We start from the raw sequence: 17165 nt of genomic DNA on the forward strand, positions 1-17165 counted from the left end.
GCGCTCCTCGTCGGTTTGGCGCCTACGAGACGCCCGGTTGCGGGTTATGTGTTGCGCCTATGTGGCGGGGCGGGGGCGTTTTGTCAATGCGAGCGGGACCTTGGGCAGGCAAGTTGCGGCCCTGCGGCGGCGCGCTATGTCAGGCGGGCAACAACGAGGATGGGTCGCATGCAAGACGACACGGCGCAGCGCGCTTTCGAGACGATTTCGGGGGCGGATGACCCGGCACCGGGGTTGGACGACAAGGCGCAGCGGGCCGAGGCGCGTAATGGGCTGCGCCATATCCTGTCGTTGTCGATGACAAAAGTGGCCGATGGGCTGATCGATCCCAAGCTGGTGTTGGCGTGGCTGCTGAGTGCCCTCGGCGCGCCTGCGGTCTTTGCGGGGGCCTTAGTGCCGATCCGCGAGGCCGGATCGCTTTTGCCGCAGATCGCGCTGGCGGGCGTGGTGCAGCGCATGGCGCGGCGCAAATGGGCTTGGGTGTGGGGCTCGGTCGGGCAGGGCGTGGCGGCGGCGCTGATCGCCCTCGCCGCGCTGAGCCTTGAGGGGGCCACGGCGGGCTATGCCATCTGCGCGGCCCTCGCGCTGCTGGCCGTTTGCCGCGCCGCCTGTTCGGTGTCGTTCAAGGAAATTCTGGGCAAGACCGTGGGCAAAACCCGGCGTGGATCGGTGACCGGTTTGGCGGGGTCCGTGTCCTCGGTCGGGGTGGTGATCTTCGCCGGGCTCTTGATGTCGGGCCTGTTTCAAAGCCGCGGTGTCGTCGTGGTGGCGATTGCGCTGGCGGCGGGGCTTTGGGTCGCGGCGGCGCTGCTTTTTTCAACGATCAAAGAAACGCCGAGCGAGACCGAAAAGGCCGATGGCGTGGATTTCAAACTGCTGCGCGGCAATCGCGACCTGTGGCTGTTCATTCTGGTGCGTGGGCTTTTGGTATCGACCGCCCTTGCGCCGCCCTATCTGGTCGTGCTGGCCGGATCGTCGGAGGGCGGGCAGTTGGGGCAGTTGGGCGCCTTGGTGCTGGCCTCGGCATTGGCATCCTTGGTCAGCTCATATGTCTGGGGGCGGCTGTCAGATATGTCGAGCCGCCGGGTGCTGATGCTGACGGGCATCGTCGGCGCGGTGGCGATCGCCTTGGCGGTGGGGCTGTGGTTCCTTGGTTTGGCGCAGGCGGTTTGGGCGATGCCCGGCGTGCTGTTCATCCTGATGATCGCTTATCATGGCGTCCGGCAGGGGCGCTCGACCTATCTGGTCGACATGGCCCCGAAAGACCACCGCGCCGCCTATGCCGCCGTGAGCAATACGGTGATCGGATTGCTTTTGCTGCTGGCCGGGGTGCTGGGCGGTGGTGCTGCGCTGATCGGGGCGCAGGCGACGCTAATGCTCTTTGCCGTGATGGCGGTTGCCGCCGCGGTTCTGGCCCATTGGCTGCCGGAGGTTGAGCATCTTTCCGAGGACTGACTTGCCCTCATCCGCGGCGATGCCCATGATTGGGCCAAAGACGGAGGCAGCATGTCAGACAGTAAATTCATCGACACGCCGCAGGGACGGCGCATCGCCTATCACAAGACCGACGGGGCGGGGCCCTGCGTTGTTTTCCTCGGCGGGCTGAAGTCCGACATGATGGGGACCAAGGCGGTCTATCTCGAAGACTGGGCGCGGGCCGAGGGGCGGGCCTTTCTGCGGTTCGACTACTCCGGTCATGGGGAATCCTCGGGCAGCTTTGCCGAAGGCTGCATCGGCGATTGGCACGAAGATACGCTGGCTGCAGTTACGGCGCTGACCGAGGGGCCGCTGATCGTTGTGGGGTCGTCCATGGGGGGCTGGCAGGCGCTGCTGTTGGCGCGGCAGCGGCCTGAGCGTATTGCCGGGCTGGTCGGCATCGCGGCTGCACCTGATTTTACCGAAGACGGATACTGGGCGAACTTCACCGAGGCGCAGAAACAGACGTTGGCAGAGGTCGGGCAGGTCGAACTGCCGTCGGACTATATGGAGCCCTATGTCATCACCCGCCGCATGATCGAGGATGGGCGCAAGCGGCTGGTGCTGCGGGAAGCGCTCGACTTGCCGTTCCCCGTGCGGCTGCTGCAGGGCACGGCGGACACCGCCGTCAGCACGGCCACGGCGGTGCGGCTACTGGAGCACGCGCAGAGCCCTGATATGCAACTGACGCTGGTCAAAGACGCCGATCACCGCTTCTCAGATGCGCGCTGTCTGGCGATGATCGTCGCGGCAATAAACGAGGTTACCGGTAGAGAGGGCTGACCCAAGGCGCGGGCATGGAACCGCCGATAAGGTCGCGCCCCCGATGCCACCCCAAACCACCCATGCTAAGAGACCGCCAAACCCAAGGGGGACGGCATGAAACCACGTCATTTCAACCGCATACCGCAGCGGATCCTGCGCAATGGCTGAGCCGCTTGTTCTGCTGCCCGGCATGATGTGCGACGCCCGTGTCTTTACACCACAGGTCCGAGCGCTCTCCCCGCGCAGCACGGTGGTGTTGGCTCCGATCACCCAAGGAGAACGGATCGAAGAGATCGCCTCGGGCCTTTTGGATCAACTGCCACCGCGTTTCGCGTTGGTGGGGCAGGGCATGGGCGGTGTGGTGGCGCTGGAGCTTTTGCGTCGCGCCCCCGACCGGATCAGCCGCATTGCCTTGCTGGCGACGCAGGTGCTGGCCGAACTGCCCGCCATCGCCGCGGACCGGGAGCCGCAGATCATCATGGCGCAATCCGGCAAGCTGGGGGAGGCGATGCAGGCGCGGATGGCCTCGGGCTTTCTCGCCCCCGGCAAGGGACGGGGCGAGGTGCTGACCCGCGCGATGGAAATGGCCGAGACACTGGGCGGCGATACCTTTGTGCGCCAGTCCCGTGCCCTGCAACGGCGGCGGGACCAGCAAGCGGTGCTGCGCAAATGCAAGGTGCCGGCACTGGTGCTTTGTGGGGAGCATGACGCGCTGTGCCCCGTCAAACGCCACGCCTTCATGGCCGAGATGATCCCCTACGCCAAGCTGACGGTGCTGGAGGATGCAGGCCATTGGCCCAGCCTAGAGGCACCAGAGGCCACAACCGCCGCGCTGCGCGACTGGCTGCATCAACCTCTGGTGCTGCAATAGGGCGGCGGCTCAGGCCGCTGCCGGTTTGTCGGCCTTCTTGGGCGCAGATTTCTGAGACACGGGTTTCTGAGACTCGGATTTCTGAGGCTCGGGCGTTTTCGGCTCGGGCTGGCCATTGTTGGCATCGATAAAGTCCAGCACCAAGGGCCGGATATTGTTGCGCCAGCTTTTGCCTGCAAAAATCCCGTAGTGGCCCGCCCCATCTTCAAGATGGCTGGCCTTTTTGGAATCAGGCAGACCGGTCAGCAGATCAAGCGCCGCGATGCATTGGCCGGGAGCAGAGATGTCATCCTTGCTGCCCTCAACCGTTTTGACCGCCACCGTGGTAATCTTGCCGATATCGACCTGACGGCCCGCCACGGTAAAGACGTTCCGCGCGATCTCACGTTCCTTAAACACGCGCTGCACGGTCGACAGATAGAACTCCGCCGGCATGTCCATCACGGCGAGGTATTCGTCGTAGAACTTGTTGTGTTTGTCATGCTCATGCGCCGCTTTTTGCGCCACGCGGGTGATCTGATTGGTGAACGCATCGCGGTGGGTGTCATTGTTCATCGAGATGAAAGACGCCAGTTGCAACAGACCGGGATAGACCTTGCGGCCCACGCCCGCGTATTTAAAGCCGACCCGCTGGATCATCATCTGCTCAAGCTGGCCCATGGTCACGCTATGGCCAAAGTCAGTCACATCCGTCGGCGTGGCATCAGGATCGATCGGCCCGCCGATCAGCGTCAGTGTGCGCGGCTGCGCTTCGGGCGCTTCTTCGGCCAGATAGGCGGTGGCCGCCAAGGTCAGCGGGGCAGGCTGGCAAACCGCGATCACATGGGTGTCGGGGCCAAGGTGGTGCATGAAATCAACGAGGTAGAGCGTATAATCCTCGATGTCGAATTTGCCTGCGCTAACTGGAATATCACGCGCATTGTGCCAGTCTGTCACATAGACGTCGCAATCAGGCAGCAGGGAGATCACGGTGGACCGAAGGAGCGTGGCATAATGACCGGACATTGGCGCAACCAGCAGAACCTTGCGGCCCGTCTCTTTGCGGCCTTGGACCGAGAATTTCAGCAGATCGCCAAAGGGGCGTTCCATCACCGGCTCGATGCTGACCAGACAATCTTGGCCCGTGGGGCCGACCACTGGGGGAATGTCCCAGTCGGGTTTCACGACCATGCGGGCGAAACTACGCTCCGTCACTTCGCCCCATGCCGCCAACCATTCCATCGCAGGGTTTGGAAACAGAGAAAAAGCCGGGTAGGATGCCATAGCAAGCGCCGAAGCGCCGAGCCATTGATTGGTATTCCGGATGGACTCCATCATGTCGTAGGTGGCCATATAGCGCATGTGGGGGCTCCTTTATGCTGCACCTGCAAAGATAGGAGGTAAGGGTTAAGATGACAACAGAATCCGAAAATCCCGAGATTGTTGAGCCTCAAGCCCTGTCTCGAATGGCGCAAAACCTGAAAAAGGTTGAAGAATTAAGTAAGCGCCTGACCCGCGTGATGTCGCAGCGCGAGGGCCATCAGCCCGCGTTGGATGGGCCGAACCAACAACTTTTCGCGAAAGCAGCACAGTCTTACTGGGCCGAGGCGATGACAAATCCGGCCCGCTTGATGGAGCATCAGATGGGCTATTGGACCAAATCGGTCGCCCATTTCGTCGAGGCGCAGCAGGCGCTGGCCAAGGGCGGGCTGGCCCCGGTCGAGGGGGAGGCGCCCACCGACAAACGTTTTGCCAATCCGCTGTGGCAAACCCATCCCTATTTCAACTTCATCAAGCAGCAGTATCTGATCAACGCCGAAGCGCTGCGCCAAGCGGTCGAAGACGCCCAAGACATGGAACCGGCCGAGAAGAAGCGGCTGGTCTATTTCAGCCAGCAGATCATCGCGATGATGTCGCCGACCAATTTCCTTGCCACCAACCCCGATGTTTTGGAGCGCGCGGTAGAGACAGAAGGCGAGAGTCTTGTGAAGGGGCTGGAAAACCTGATCGCTGATTTGGAGGCCAACAACGGCGAGTTGGTCGTCAAACTGGCGGATGACAGCGCCTTTGAGTTGGGCCGTAACATCGCCACCACGCCCGGCAAGGTGGTGTTTCGCAACCGCATGTTCGAGCTGATCCAATACACGCCCAGCACCGAAGAGGTGCACAAGACCCCGTTGCTGATCTTCCCCCCATGGATCAACAAGTTCTACATCCTCGACCTCAAGGCGCAGAACAGCCTCGTCAAATGGCTTGTCGATCAGGGGCACACGCTGTTCGTCGTCTCATGGGTGAACCCCGATGTCAGCTATGCCCAGATCGGCATGGAGGATTACGTCGAAGAAGGCTACCTCGCAGCGATTGAAGAGGTGAAGGCGATCACGGATGAAAAGCGCGTGAATGTCGTCGGCTATTGTATTGCAGGCACCACGCTGGCGCTGACGCTCTCGCTGTTGAAAAAACGCAGCGACACGTCGATCAAATCCGCGACCTTCTTCACCGCGCTCACCGATTTCTCGGATCAGGGCGAATTCCAGCCCTTCCTCACCAATGACTTCATCGACGGGATCGAGGCCGAGACGGCGGACAAGGGCATCCTGCCCTCCGTGGTCATGGCGCGGACATTCTCTTTTCTGCGCTCCAACGATCTGGTCTATGGCCCCGCCGTGCGCAGCTATATGATGGGAGAGACCCCACCGGCCTTTGATCTGCTCTATTGGAACGGGGACGGGGCCAATCTGCCGGGGCAAATGGCGATGCAATATCTGCGCGGCCTGTGCCAGCGGAATGAATTGGCCGAGGGCGGGTATAAACTGCTGGGCGAGCGGCTGACCCTCGACGATATCGAGGTGCCGCTCTGCGCTGTGGCCTGCGAGACCGACCATATCGCGCCGTGGAAAGACTGCTACCGCGGCGTGCAGCAGATGGGTTCAAAGGACAAGACCTTCATCATGGCGCAATCAGGCCATATCGCGGGCATCGTGAACCCGCCCAGCCGCAATAAATACGGCCACTATGTGAACGGTGATCTTAGCCAAGATTACGCAGCCTGGCGCGAGGCCGCAACTTATCACGAAGGGTCATGGTGGCCGCGGTGGGGCAAGTGGCTGGTCAAACGTGCAGGCACTATGATTCCCGCGCGCTTTCCCGGCGATGATGGCCGCGAGGTACTTGGCGACGCGCCGGGCGCCTATGTGGCCCGCAAGGCAAATGACTGATTACCTTACGTAATCTTAGCGCGCTAAGCAGCTTATGCTGCAATGCAGAAAAAACCTTGAAATGCTGCACTGCGGCATCTATATTGTGGTCAGACGCGAAACGGACGGGTCTTCCCGCTCCCTTGCCACAGTAGCAGTAAAAGGATTGAGACATGACCAAGACACCTGACATGACCGCGATGTTCAAAGACATTATGGGCGCTTTCCCCGTGGATAACGCCGCCATGCAAGACGCATTCAAAAACACCGCCTCCCTGAACGAGAAACTCTCGGGCGTTGCTTTTGACGCGGCTGAAAAATCGGCTGATATCTCCACCGCCTGGACCAAAGAAACTCTGTCCCGCCTGACCGAGATGACCAAAGTCAAAGCCGAGCCCACAGACTACGCCAAAGCGATGACCGATTTCGCTTCCGCCTCCGCTGAATCCGCGGCCGAGCATATGGCCGCCTTCGCCGAGATCGCGAAAAAGGTGCAGATGGACACTGTTGAGCTGATGATGTCGGCTGGCAAAGAATTCCAGAGCGACGCCACCGCCGCAGCGACCAAAACAGCCGAGAACGCTCAGGCTGCTGCTAAGAAATCCACCGTGAAGTAAACCGCCCGTCGGTTTTATCTTCTCGGCATGATGCCTAGAAAAAGGGCAGGTCCAATCGGGCCTGCCCTTTTGTCATGCGCTCTTTCTATTTGCTGATCCCTGTCCTAAGCTGCGATGCAGCACCACTGGTCGGGAGTAACATCATGGCGGACAAACCGAAGCCCTTGCTGATAAAACGCTATGCCAGCCGCAGGCTCTACAATACCGAAACAAGCGATTACGTCACCTTGGAGGATATCGCCGGTTTCATCCGCGATGGCCGTGAGGTTCAGATCGTTGACCTGAAGTCTGGCGATGACCTGACACGGCAATATCTGTTGCAAATCATCGCCGAACACGAAAGTCGGGGCGAAGCCGTCTTGCCGGTCGATGTGCTGACCGATCTAGTCCGCAGCTATATGTCGGGCAATGTTTCGGTGGTGCCGCAGTTCTTGCAGGCTTCTTTCGACATGCTCCGCGATGGGCAGAGCAAAGTGGTCGAAAACATGAGCGCGATGAACCCAATGGCCAAAATGCCCGGCATGGAAGCGATGCAGGCGCAGCAAGAAGCCTTCATGAAAGCGATGACAGGGGGCTGGGCCAAATCGACCGCACCGGAACCACCCAAGCAGCAGGCCGAACAGGGCGATGATCTGGATGCGATCAAAAAGCAGTTGGCCGAATTGCAAGACAAACTGTCAAAGCTGAACTGACCCACTCCCGGTGAGGGAGCCCTGCCCTCCCTCCTTTCGGTGCACCCTATGCGGCCTGCGCATCCGCCACATCGGCCAGCGCCGCCAAGATCACATCCGCCACAGCGTCGATCTCATCCAGCGTCAACTGAACCGGCAGGCGCACGTCACAGGCCCGCATCAACATGGCGCGGGTACGCGGCAGGTCAGGCAGGTCTTCGATGAATTGCCAGTTCCAAAAAGCCCGGGCGTTATCGCTGCTCTGGCCAAAGACCTGCACCTTCACACCCGCCGCCTCTGCCGCCGCGGCGAAGGCACGGATCGTGGCATCGGGCAGGCCCACCAGATTGAACTGGATCGAATCCGGCGCGCGGGTCTCTCCGGGCAGCGGGCTTGGCACATCGATCAACGGTGAGGCCGCCAGCCGCGCGGCCATGTGATCATGATTGCGCAGCCCATCCGCCACCCGGCGCGGCAGATGCGACAGTTGCGGGCGGATGATCGCCGCCGACAGGTTCGACATGCGCAGATTGTAAAGCGGCAGCCGGTTCTGCCACGTGGCAAAGCTGTCTTGCAGGGCTGCGTGTTTCTTCCAATTATGCTCATAGGCGCCCGACATGATGATGGCACGGGCCACCAAATCGGCATCATCGGTGATCAAGATGCCCCCTTCGCCCGCGTTGATCATCTTGTAGGACTGAAAAGAGAAACAGCCGATTTTCCCAATCGTGCCAATCTTTCGCCCCTGCCAAAGCGTTCCCAGCGAATGGGCGGCGTCTTCGATCACCGCCACATCGGCGGTCTCACAAAGTGTCATGATCGCATCCATATCCGACGTATGCCCGCGCATATGGCTGATAATCACGGCCTGAACACCGGGCAATTTGGCGGCGAAATCCTCAAGATCGACACGGTAATTCTCGCCTACCTCGCAAAGCACCGGCTTGCAGCCAGCGTGGATCACCGCAGAGGGCACGGCGGCGAAAGTGAACCCGGGGATCAACACCGACGCCTCTTTCGGCAGGTCCAAGGCGAGCAAGGACAGAAACAGCGCGGCAGAGCATGAAGAAACGGCCAGCGCATATTCGCTGCCCATCATCTGCGCAAATTCGACCTCCAGCAAGGAAACAGGCGCGTCCTTTGCCGCGGTGTAGCGAAAAAGATCGCCGCTTTGCAAAAGCGCCGCAATGGCAGCCTCGGCTTCAGCGGGGATAGGTTCGGCGCGGTGCATGTCGGGCAAAGCCATATTTCAAAATCCTGAATAATGATTTCCAGAATTGTAAAACAACGCGCCGCTCAGGCCAAGAGAAGACCAGCGCAGCCTGCACCGCAGTTCTTCCTTCATTCTTTCTTAAATACCCGCGGGGGAATCGCGCCCCCGGCGCGATGGGGGCAGCGCCCCCTCTTTTTACAGGCCCGCCCAAAACGACCCCCCCGCCATTGCCGCTCACGCCGCCGAAGTCAAAGACCCAGCCGATCCCGCGTCGCATACCAGAGCATGGCCAGCACCAGCAGCGGGCTGCGCAGAGAGGCGCCACCCGGAAATGCCTGCGTCGGGATCGCGGCCATCGTGTCGAACCCAGCAGCATCGCCCTCGATCGCCTTGGCCATCAGATAGCCCGCATGGGTCGCGGTGCCGACCCCGTGGCCAGAATAGCCGGAAGCCGATAAGATGTTCGGCGCCAGCCGCGCGACATAGGGCAGGCGCTTCATCGTGATGCCCAAGGTGCCGCCCCAAGCATAGTCGATCTTTACATCCTTCAACTGCGGAAAGACCTGCGACATCGGTTTGCGCACCTTGGCGGCGATGTCCTGCGGGAACCGGTAGCCATAGCTTTCACCCCCCCCGAAAAGCAACCGCCCGTCGTGCGACAGCCGGAAGTAATTCACCACGAACCGGCTGTCAGCCACCGCCACGTCGCGGGGCAGCACATCGTTTACGCGGTCGCCCAAGGGTTCGGTGGCGGCAATGAAGTTGTTGATCGGCATGACCCGCGCGGCCACGTCGCCGTTCAACTTACCCAGATAGCCGTTGCAGGCCAACACCACATGGTCGGCGGTGACGCTGCCGGTGGCGGTCTGCACCAGTGCCTTGCTGCCTTCGACGATGTTCTCGGCGGGACTTGTCTCATGAATGCGCACCCCCGCGGCGGCGGCGGCGCTTGCAAGGCCAAGCGCATAGTTCAGCGGATGCAGATGCGCCGCACCCATATCCAGCACACCGCCTTTGTAGTCGGGCGAGGGGCAAACCGATTGCAGCGCGGCGTGGTCCAGCACCTCGATCTCATCATAGCCGTAGTTCTTTTGCAGATGCTCTGCATAGTCGTGCAGATGCCGCACGTCAGAGGCGGTTGACCCGGTCCATGCCACGCCGGGTTTCAGTTGGCAGTCGATCTCATGCTTTTCGATCAGCGATTTGACCAGCGCCTTGGCCTCTTGCCCCATCTCCCAGAGCTTGGTGGCATGCTCTTGGCCCAGCATTTTCTCCAGACCGTCCTGCTCAACCCGCTGGCCCGACCCCAACTGCCCGCCGTTGCGGCCCGACGCGCCAAAGCCCACGCGCTGCGCGTCCAAAAGCACCACGTCATAGCCCGCCTCGGCCAGATGCAGCGCGGCTGAAAGGCCGGTATAGCCCCCGCCAACGACACAGACATCGGCTTTGGTATCCCCCTGAAGCGGCGGGTAGGCCGTGTGCTTCGTGGCGGTGGCGGCGTACCAGCTGGTGGGGTACTGGCCGGGCGTGTCGTTGGCGTATAGCAGGTTCATCGGGCCTCCGGGCGTTAGACGTTCATCAGCAGATGTTCACGTTCCCAAGGCGAGATGACCTGAAGGAACTCCTCATATTCCGCCCGTTTCACGATGGAATAGACGCGGGCGAACTCCGGACCCAAAGCCTCGTGCAACTCTGTGGCTTCCTCAAACAGATCAAGCGCTTGGCCCAGAACTTGGGGGATGTCCCCTTCGCCGACATAGGCGTCGCCTTTAAATTCGGGCAGCGGGTCTTTCTGCTGGATCAATCCCAGATAGCCGCAGGCGAGGCTGGCGGCGATGCCGAGGTAGGGGTTGCAATCCATCCCCGCCAGACGGTTCTCAACCCGGCGCGATTTTGGCCCCGAGAGCGGCACGCGGATGCCTGTGGTCCGGTTGTCGCGGCCCCACTCAAGGTTGATCGGCGCGGCATGATCTTTGACGTAGCGGCGATAGGAGTTGACGTAGGGCGCGATCACGGCCAACGCCGAAGGCATGTGGTTTTGCAGCCCGGCAATGAAATGCTGAAAGGGCGCAGTCTCTTCCCCATCCGCATCGACAAAGATGTTTTCGCCGGTTTTCACGTCGAGCACCGAGTGGTGGATATGCATCGCGCTGCCCGGCTCATCGGCAATCGGCTTGGCCATGAAGGTGGCGTAGCACTCGTGCCGCATCGCCGCTTCGCGGATCAGGCGTTTGAAGTAAAACACTTCGTCGGCGAGCCGTACCGGATCGCCGTGCTGCAGGTTGATCTCAAGCTGGCCAGCGCCGCCTTCTTGGGTGATGCCGTCGATCTCAAAACCCTGCGCCTCGGCGAAGTCATAGATGTCGTCGATGACGGGGCCGAATTCATCCACGGCGGTCATCGAATAGGCCTGCCGCGCCGCAGCGGGGCGGCCCGAGCGGCCCATCATCGGCTGAATTTCCTTGGCCGGGTCGATGTTGCGCGCCACAAGGAAGAATTCCATCTCAGGGGCCACCACAGGCTCCCATCCCTTGTCGCGGTACAGTTGCACCACCCGTTTAAGCACATTGCGCGGCGAATAGGCCACCGGCTCATTGTTGCGGTCATAGGCGTCGTGGATGACCTGAAGCGTCCAGTCCCCGGTCCATGGGGCGGCGGTGGCCGTGTCCATATCCGGGCGCAGGATCATGTCTTTTTCAATGAACCCATCGTCGCCTGCCGCTTCGCCCCATTCACCGGTGATGGTCTGGTAAAAGATGCTGTCGGGCAGGTGAAAGTAATCCTGCCGCGCGAATTTCGACGCCGGGACAGCCTTGCCGCGGGCGATGCCGGGCAGGTCGGGGATGATACATTCCACTTCGTCCAGACGCCGGCCCTCAAGATAGGCGCGCGCCGCTTCGGGTAGTGCTTCTGTCCAATCCTCGGCCATCAGGCCCTCTCTTTCCTGTTGTCTTTAAAGAATGCGGCCATTTGGTCCGCGATTTTTTGGTTATCAATGGGGCCACCAAGCGCGGCGGTCGCCTGTTCAAGCTGGTGGTCTGGCACCACGCCCTTGCCACGGGTTTTGATCAGCCCGTCGATGAAATCATGGCCGAATTCGGGATGTGGCTGAACCGTCCAGATGCGGTTGTCATAGGCCAGCGCCGCATAGGGGCAGAAATCAGACGAGGCGACGACCTTGGCACCCTCGGGCAGTTCCACGACCTGATCCTGATGCCATGCGTTGAGCGCCAGCTTGTCTCCGTCCATGTCGTATTCCGTGCGGCCAATGGACCAGCCGCCGGTGAACTTTTCAACTTTGCCACCCAGTGCTTGGGCAATGACCTGATGGCCAAAACAGACGCCAATCATCGGGCGGCCATCGGCATAGGTTTCGCGGATGAAGTCTTCCAGCAGCGGGATCCAGTCGTGATCCTCGTAAGCGCCGTGTTTGGACCCGGTGATGAGCCAGCCATCGGCCTCATTCACCCCTTCGGGCAAGACCCCATCGACGACCGACCAGATTTGAAAGTCAAACTCATGACCGTCCAGCAGCGTGGTGAACATTTCGCCATAATCGCCCAGCTGTTCGCGGAAGTCGTCGGGAGAATGGCCGGTTTGAAGAATGCCGATTTTCATGTGTCACCTGTTACACAGTGTCGAGATAGATCTCGACCTGTTCCTCTGGGGTCAATTCCTGCATGTAATGCAATTCTTGGCGTTTCGTCAGCACGAAGTTGCGGATCATTTCAGGCGCAAAAATACGCGCGACATGGGGGCAGCCCTCGAACAGATCGATCGCGGTTTTCCAATCGCTGGGCATGCGCGGCAAATCGGCGGCATAGGCGTTGCCGGTGATCGGGGCGGGCGGCTCTGCTCCATCTTCGATCCCGTTAAGCGCCGCGCCCAGAACGGCGGCCAGCATCAGATAGGGGTTCACGTCGCCGCCAGAGACCCGATGTTCGATCCGCCGCGCCTTGTGGCTGCCTGAAGGGATGCGGATCGCGGCGGTGCGGTTTTCATAGGCCCAGCATACCCCGGTGGGCGCATGGGATTCGGGCACCATCCGGTCAAAGCTGTTGGCGTGCGGACAGAAGACCAGCGCCGAGCCCCGCATCGCGTTCATGCAGCCCGCCACGGCGTGGCGCAACGTGTCGGTCCCCTTGGGCCCGCCATCGTCAAAGATGTTGTCGCCATTTTCATCCAGCACCGAGAAATGCGTGTGCAGGCCAGAGCCGGAGTAATCCTCATAGGGTTTCGCCATAAAGCTTGCGGCAAAGCCGTGCCGCCGCGCCAGCCCTTTGACCAGCATTTTGAACAGCCATGCGTCGTCGGCGGCGCGCAGGGCGTCGTCGCAATGCATCAGGTTGATTTCGAACTGGCCCAGACCCGCCTCGGAAATGGCGGTGTCGGCGGGGATGTCCATCTCTTCGCAGGCGTCATAGAGATCGGTGAAGAACAGATCGAACTGGTCAAGCGCGCGGATCGACATGGTCTCGGCCGCCTTGCGCCGTTTGCCCGAGCGGGGCGAGATCGGCACCTGAAGGTTGCGGCCCGAGTCGTCAATCAGGAAGAATTCCAACTCCACCGCGCAGACGGGTGTCAGCCCGCGCGCCTTGTAACGGTCCAGTACCGCGCGCAGCGCATGGCGCGGATCGCCGGGGTAGGGGCGGCCATCTTCGCGGAACATCCAGATCGGCAGAAGGGCCGAGGGCGCGTCGAGCCATGGCATTGGCATGAAGCCCCGCTCGGTTGGTTTCAGCACGCCATCCGCATCGCCGCTCTCAAACACCAGCGGGCTGTCGTCGATATCCTCGCCCCAGATGTCGAGGTTCAGCACCGACACCGGAAAGCGGGTGCCTTCGGTTGTCACCTTATCGGCAAAACGCGACGGAATGCGCTTGCCCCGCGCTTGGCCATTGAGGTCGGCGGCGGCCACACGGATGGTGCGGACTTGGGGGTTTTTACGAAGCCAGTTGTTCATACGTCACCTGCAAAGGCGGTGGGCATGTCACAAAGCGGTTCGCCCGAGGGCAAAAGCGGTTGGCGCCCACGCGCCGCGTAATTTGATCAAATAATGGATACTACCGGATCAAATTAGGACGCAAGCGAATTTTACGGCGTTGCGCTTGGGGCAGGTGGCGGTTGAGGCGGGAATTGATCAAACCGAAGACGCCGATGATGCAGAGCGTCAGAAGGATGAAATAACCGGCAAGAATGGGATAGGGGATGAAGGGATTGAAGGTTTTGTCGGCGAAATAGCTGGCGTAGTAGAGCGCATCACCGCGCTGTTGCCATGCCGGGAAACCGCTGAAAAACACCAGTGTCGTGGCGTGAAACAGGAAAATCGCCTCATTCGTATAGGCGGGCCAGGCAAGGCGTAGCGAGGTGGGCCAGATCACCCGACGAAAGCGCGACCAACCGGACAGACCATAGGCATCTGCGGCCTCCACGTCGCCCTTGGGGATGGATTGCAGCGCACCGTAAAAAATTTCGCCCGAATATGCGGCAGTGTTGAGAAAGAGCACGATCAGCGCCCCAAGCCATGCCGCGGTGAAGGGGGCGAAGAAAGCGTATTCGGACTTCAGCGACAGAAACAGGAAGTAACCAAAGAAGAACTGGATAAAGAGCGGCGAGCCACGGAAGATGAAGATGAACCATTCCGCCGGTTTGCGAAACCACGGGTTCGGACTGGCCTTGCCGACGCCAAGCGCTGTGGCAAAGAAGAAGCCAGTCAGCAGGGCGATAACGCCAAAGTAGATGTTCCAGAGCATGCCGGAGCCGATCAGCGTGAACTGTTCGCAGAGCGTGAAACCTTCGCGAGGCAGCAGTCGCTCGCCATAGCCAAGGGACCGCAGACCGTAGTCCTGAATCGTTTGCAGACAGCTCATGCGCCGGCCCTCCGCTGGGCTTCGCCGCCGGTGGTGGCTTGGCCGCGTGTCAGTCGTTTCATCAGGCGGTCCAACGAAATCTCGGAAATCCGGGTAAAGAGCAGGTAGAACACCAGCAGTCCGAGGAAGTACCACATGCGCCAGTCGGGGTGCGGATAGTCGGTAAAGCGCGGCGTCTTGGTGCCGCCCAGTTCGCGCGCCCAATAGACGATATCCTCGACGCCCAGGAGAAACAGCAGCGGCGTGGCCTTGATCAGCACCATCCACAGGTTGCTGAGACCGGGCAGGGCATAGACCCACATCTGCGGCACCAGCACCCGCCAGAAGGTCTGGCGGTGGTTCATGCCGTAAGCCTCGGCGGTTTCAAGCTGCGCCCGGGGCACGGCGCGCATGGCACCAAACAGGACGTTGGCCGCAAAAGCGCCGAAGACGATGGCAAAGGTGAAGACCGCAAGCCCAAAACCATAGGTCTCATGCACCCATTGCGCGGCATTGCCCAAAGGCATCTTGGCGGCCTGACAGACCACGAAATCACTGCCTTGGCGGACCGGCATGTCCCAATCGGAACAGAGCGCCTTGTGACGCAGGTATTCGATGCCCTGATCCAAGGCGATGACGAAAAACAGAAAGAAGGCGATATCCGGCACACCGCGCACCAGCGCGATATAACCCTTGCCGACCCAACTCAGCGGCGCGAAACGCGCACGTGCCATCATGGCCCCGCCAAAGCCGAAGGCCAGCGCCACGGGCGCGGTCACGGCAAGCAGCATCAAGACCTTGAGGAAGGACATGTAGAACGACATATGGACGCCGGTTGTCAGGTAACAGGCGGTCCAGAACCAGTCGTCCAGGATCGATGGGTCAGTACAGAAAGAAAACATGGGCCCCCATGGGCTAATCCGCGCGAGGGTGCCGCGCAGGGAAGGTCAGGCGCGCCGCGAGGGGCGCGCCTGAGGTTGGATCACTCGTAGGTGGTGGTGTCTTCGCCGAACCACTTTTTAAGCATCTCGTTCAGCGAGCCGTCTTCTTTCATCTCGGTGATGACAGCGTCGAATGTGTCACGCAGTTCGGTGTCGGACTGGCGCAGACCCATGCCGATGCCGTCGCCAAGCGGGACATCGTCGCCCACGAACATCAGCTCACCGCCGGATTCCTCGACGATCGGAACGAGGTAATCTTTGTCAGCGAATACCGCGTCGGCTTCGCCGTTACGCACGGCCGCGACGGTTTCTTCGGGGGTCGCGAATTCGATCAGCGTGGCACCGCTTTCGGCAACGTGGCCGGCTTGGATGGTCGCTGTCTGACCTGCAACAACGCCGCCTTTGATGTCCGCACCCTCAGAGGCCGCAACATAAGCGGAAGCGGTCGGCGGATAGTAGTTCTGCGTGAAGGAAATGACTTCCTTCCGCTCGTCGGTGATGCTCATCCCGGCCATGATGTTGTCGTAGTTGCCCGACACGAGGTTGGGGATGATGCTGTCCCAGTCGTTTTTCACCCATTCACAGGTCAACTCGGCGCGTTTGCAAAGCTCGTCGCCCAGCTCACGCTCGAAACCGTCAACTTCGCCGGCGTCGTTGATGAAGTTGTAGGGGGGGTAGGCGCCCTCGGTGCCCATGCGGATGGTTTTGCCATGGGCTTCGGCCATCGCGAAACCAGCAGTCATGCTGAGCGCGGCGCTTGCCAGTAGGATCTTTTTCATTTGGTAACTCCCTTTGGTTTTTGTTTACGCAGGCTGGGTTGCCGAAAGGAACCCACGCAGACGTTCCGATTTGGGCGCGCCGAAGACTTCTTCGGGCGTCCCTTGTTCTTCGATCAGACCTTGGTGCAGGAACACGACATGGCCGCTGACATCAGCGGCCAGTTTCATGTCATGGGTCACGATCACCATCGTGCGCCCCTCTGCGGCGAGATCTTTGATAACTTTAACAACTTCCTGCTCAAGCTCGGGGTCGAGCGCGCTGGTCGGTTCGTCAAACAGCAGCGCCTCGGGCTCCATGCAGAGTGCACGGGCGATGGCGGCACGCTGTTGCTGGCCGCCGGACAGTTGGGCGGGGTAGACATCGCATTTGTCGCCGATCCCGACCTTTTCGAGATAGCCGCGCGCGGCGCGCTCCACCTCGGCACGGTCGCGGCCCAGCACGGTAAGCGGCGCTTCCATCACGTTTTGCAGGATCGACATATGCGCCCAGAGGTTGAACTGCTGGAACACCATCGACAGGTTGGTACGAATGCGCAGCACCTGTTTGGCATCCGCCGGGCAGCGCTGGTGGCCGTTGCCTTTCCAGCGCACCGGTTCGCCTTTGAAAATCACTTCGCCCTGTTGGCTGTCCTCCAACAGGTTGCAGCAGCGCAAAAGGGTGGATTTGCCAGAACCCGATGAGCCGATCAGCGAGATCACATGGCCACGCGGGGCGGTCAGATCGACCCCTTTGAGAACCTCCAGTGAGCCATAGGCTTTGTGAAGGTTCTTGATCTGGATAACCGGGGTATCTGTCGTCACGGAAAC

Annotated in this window: 16 protein-coding genes; 6 read left to right on the forward strand and 10 right to left on the reverse strand. The window is 60.8% G+C overall.

Going from position 1 to position 17165, the window contains the following annotated elements; translation table 11 throughout:
- The first annotated feature begins 168 nt into the window (after positions 1 to 168).
- The 3 genes from T8A63_RS04980 (at position 169) to T8A63_RS04990 (ending at position 3112) form a co-directional block, all read left to right on the forward strand.
- Positions 169 to 1455 carry an MFS transporter gene (locus T8A63_RS04980; RefSeq protein WP_322345151.1) on the forward strand — a complete coding sequence of 429 codons (1287 nt, stop codon included), beginning with the start codon at positions 169 to 171 and terminating at the stop codon, positions 1453 to 1455.
- A 51-nt stretch (positions 1456 to 1506) separates the two neighbouring features.
- Complete coding sequence (locus T8A63_RS04985; protein WP_322345152.1) at positions 1507 to 2259, forward strand: alpha/beta hydrolase; 753 nt, start codon at positions 1507 to 1509, stop codon at positions 2257 to 2259.
- 142 nt (positions 2260 to 2401) lie between these two features.
- Complete coding sequence (locus T8A63_RS04990) at positions 2402 to 3112, forward strand: alpha/beta hydrolase (protein ID WP_322345153.1); 711 nt, start codon at positions 2402 to 2404, stop codon at positions 3110 to 3112.
- Positions 3113 to 3121: 9 nt separating this feature from the next.
- Here T8A63_RS04990 and phaZ read toward each other — a convergent pair whose 3' ends face one another.
- Positions 3122 to 4453 carry a polyhydroxyalkanoate depolymerase gene (phaZ, locus tag T8A63_RS04995; protein WP_322345154.1) on the reverse strand — a complete coding sequence of 444 codons (1332 nt, stop codon included), beginning with the start codon at positions 4451 to 4453 and terminating at the stop codon, positions 3122 to 3124.
- Positions 4454 to 4503: 50 nt separating this feature from the next.
- Here phaZ and T8A63_RS05000 point away from each other — a divergent pair, with 50 nt between their 5' ends.
- From T8A63_RS05000 to phaR, 3 genes are all read left to right on the forward strand, one after another.
- Positions 4504 to 6309: a class I poly(R)-hydroxyalkanoic acid synthase gene (locus T8A63_RS05000; RefSeq protein WP_322345155.1), complete on the forward strand. Its 1806-nt coding sequence runs from the start codon at positions 4504 to 4506 to the stop codon at positions 6307 to 6309.
- A 152-nt stretch (positions 6310 to 6461) separates the two neighbouring features.
- Entirely contained in the window at positions 6462 to 6905 is a 444-nt protein-coding gene (locus tag T8A63_RS05005) for a phasin family protein (RefSeq protein WP_067622858.1), read from the forward strand.
- Between the two features lie 143 nt (positions 6906 to 7048).
- Complete coding sequence (gene phaR / locus T8A63_RS05010) at positions 7049 to 7597, forward strand: polyhydroxyalkanoate synthesis repressor PhaR (protein WP_067622929.1); 549 nt, start codon at positions 7049 to 7051, stop codon at positions 7595 to 7597.
- Positions 7598 to 7643: 46 nt separating this feature from the next.
- Here phaR and T8A63_RS05015 read toward each other — a convergent pair whose 3' ends face one another.
- From T8A63_RS05015 to T8A63_RS05055, 9 genes are all read right to left on the reverse strand, one after another.
- Positions 7644 to 8822 (reverse strand): DegT/DnrJ/EryC1/StrS family aminotransferase, encoded by a 1179-nt coding sequence (locus T8A63_RS05015; protein ID WP_322345156.1) that lies wholly within the window; start codon positions 8820 to 8822, stop codon positions 7644 to 7646.
- A gap of 215 nt (positions 8823 to 9037) precedes the next feature.
- On the reverse strand, positions 9038 to 10342 hold the full coding sequence (locus T8A63_RS05020) for an FAD-binding oxidoreductase (RefSeq protein WP_322345157.1): 1305 nt from the start codon (positions 10340 to 10342) through the stop codon (positions 9038 to 9040).
- A gap of 14 nt (positions 10343 to 10356) precedes the next feature.
- On the reverse strand, positions 10357 to 11718 hold the full coding sequence (locus tag T8A63_RS05025) for a glutamine synthetase family protein (protein WP_269347943.1): 1362 nt from the start codon (positions 11716 to 11718) through the stop codon (positions 10357 to 10359).
- A complete protein-coding gene (locus tag T8A63_RS05030; RefSeq protein ID WP_322345158.1) occupies positions 11718 to 12407 on the reverse strand; it encodes a type 1 glutamine amidotransferase in 690 nt (229 codons plus the stop codon). The genes T8A63_RS05025 and T8A63_RS05030 overlap by 1 nt, the downstream gene beginning before the upstream one ends.
- Positions 12408 to 12417: 10 nt before the next feature.
- The gene (locus tag T8A63_RS05035) at positions 12418 to 13752 is read right to left on the reverse strand and encodes a glutamine synthetase family protein (RefSeq protein ID WP_322345159.1); all 1335 of its coding nucleotides are present in this window, start codon (positions 13750 to 13752) and stop codon (positions 12418 to 12420) included.
- 100 nt (positions 13753 to 13852) lie between these two features.
- The gene (locus tag T8A63_RS05040; RefSeq protein WP_067627060.1) at positions 13853 to 14659 is read right to left on the reverse strand and encodes an ABC transporter permease; all 807 of its coding nucleotides are present in this window, start codon (positions 14657 to 14659) and stop codon (positions 13853 to 13855) included.
- Positions 14656 to 15540 (reverse strand): ABC transporter permease, encoded by an 885-nt coding sequence (locus T8A63_RS05045; protein WP_322345160.1) that lies wholly within the window; start codon positions 15538 to 15540, stop codon positions 14656 to 14658. The genes T8A63_RS05040 and T8A63_RS05045 overlap by 4 nt, the downstream gene beginning before the upstream one ends.
- A gap of 80 nt (positions 15541 to 15620) precedes the next feature.
- Complete coding sequence (locus tag T8A63_RS05050; protein WP_322345161.1) at positions 15621 to 16358, reverse strand: transporter substrate-binding domain-containing protein; 738 nt, start codon at positions 16356 to 16358, stop codon at positions 15621 to 15623.
- Positions 16359 to 16382: 24 nt separating this feature from the next.
- Positions 16383 to 17159, reverse strand: coding sequence for an ABC transporter ATP-binding protein (locus T8A63_RS05055; protein ID WP_322345162.1), 777 nt, complete (start codon positions 17157 to 17159; stop codon positions 16383 to 16385).
- Between the last annotated feature and the right edge of the window lie 6 nt (positions 17160 to 17165).

The sequence above is a fragment of the Sulfitobacter sp. OXR-159 genome, from assembly GCF_034377145.1.
Classification (GTDB): Bacteria; Pseudomonadota; Alphaproteobacteria; order Rhodobacterales; family Rhodobacteraceae; genus Sulfitobacter.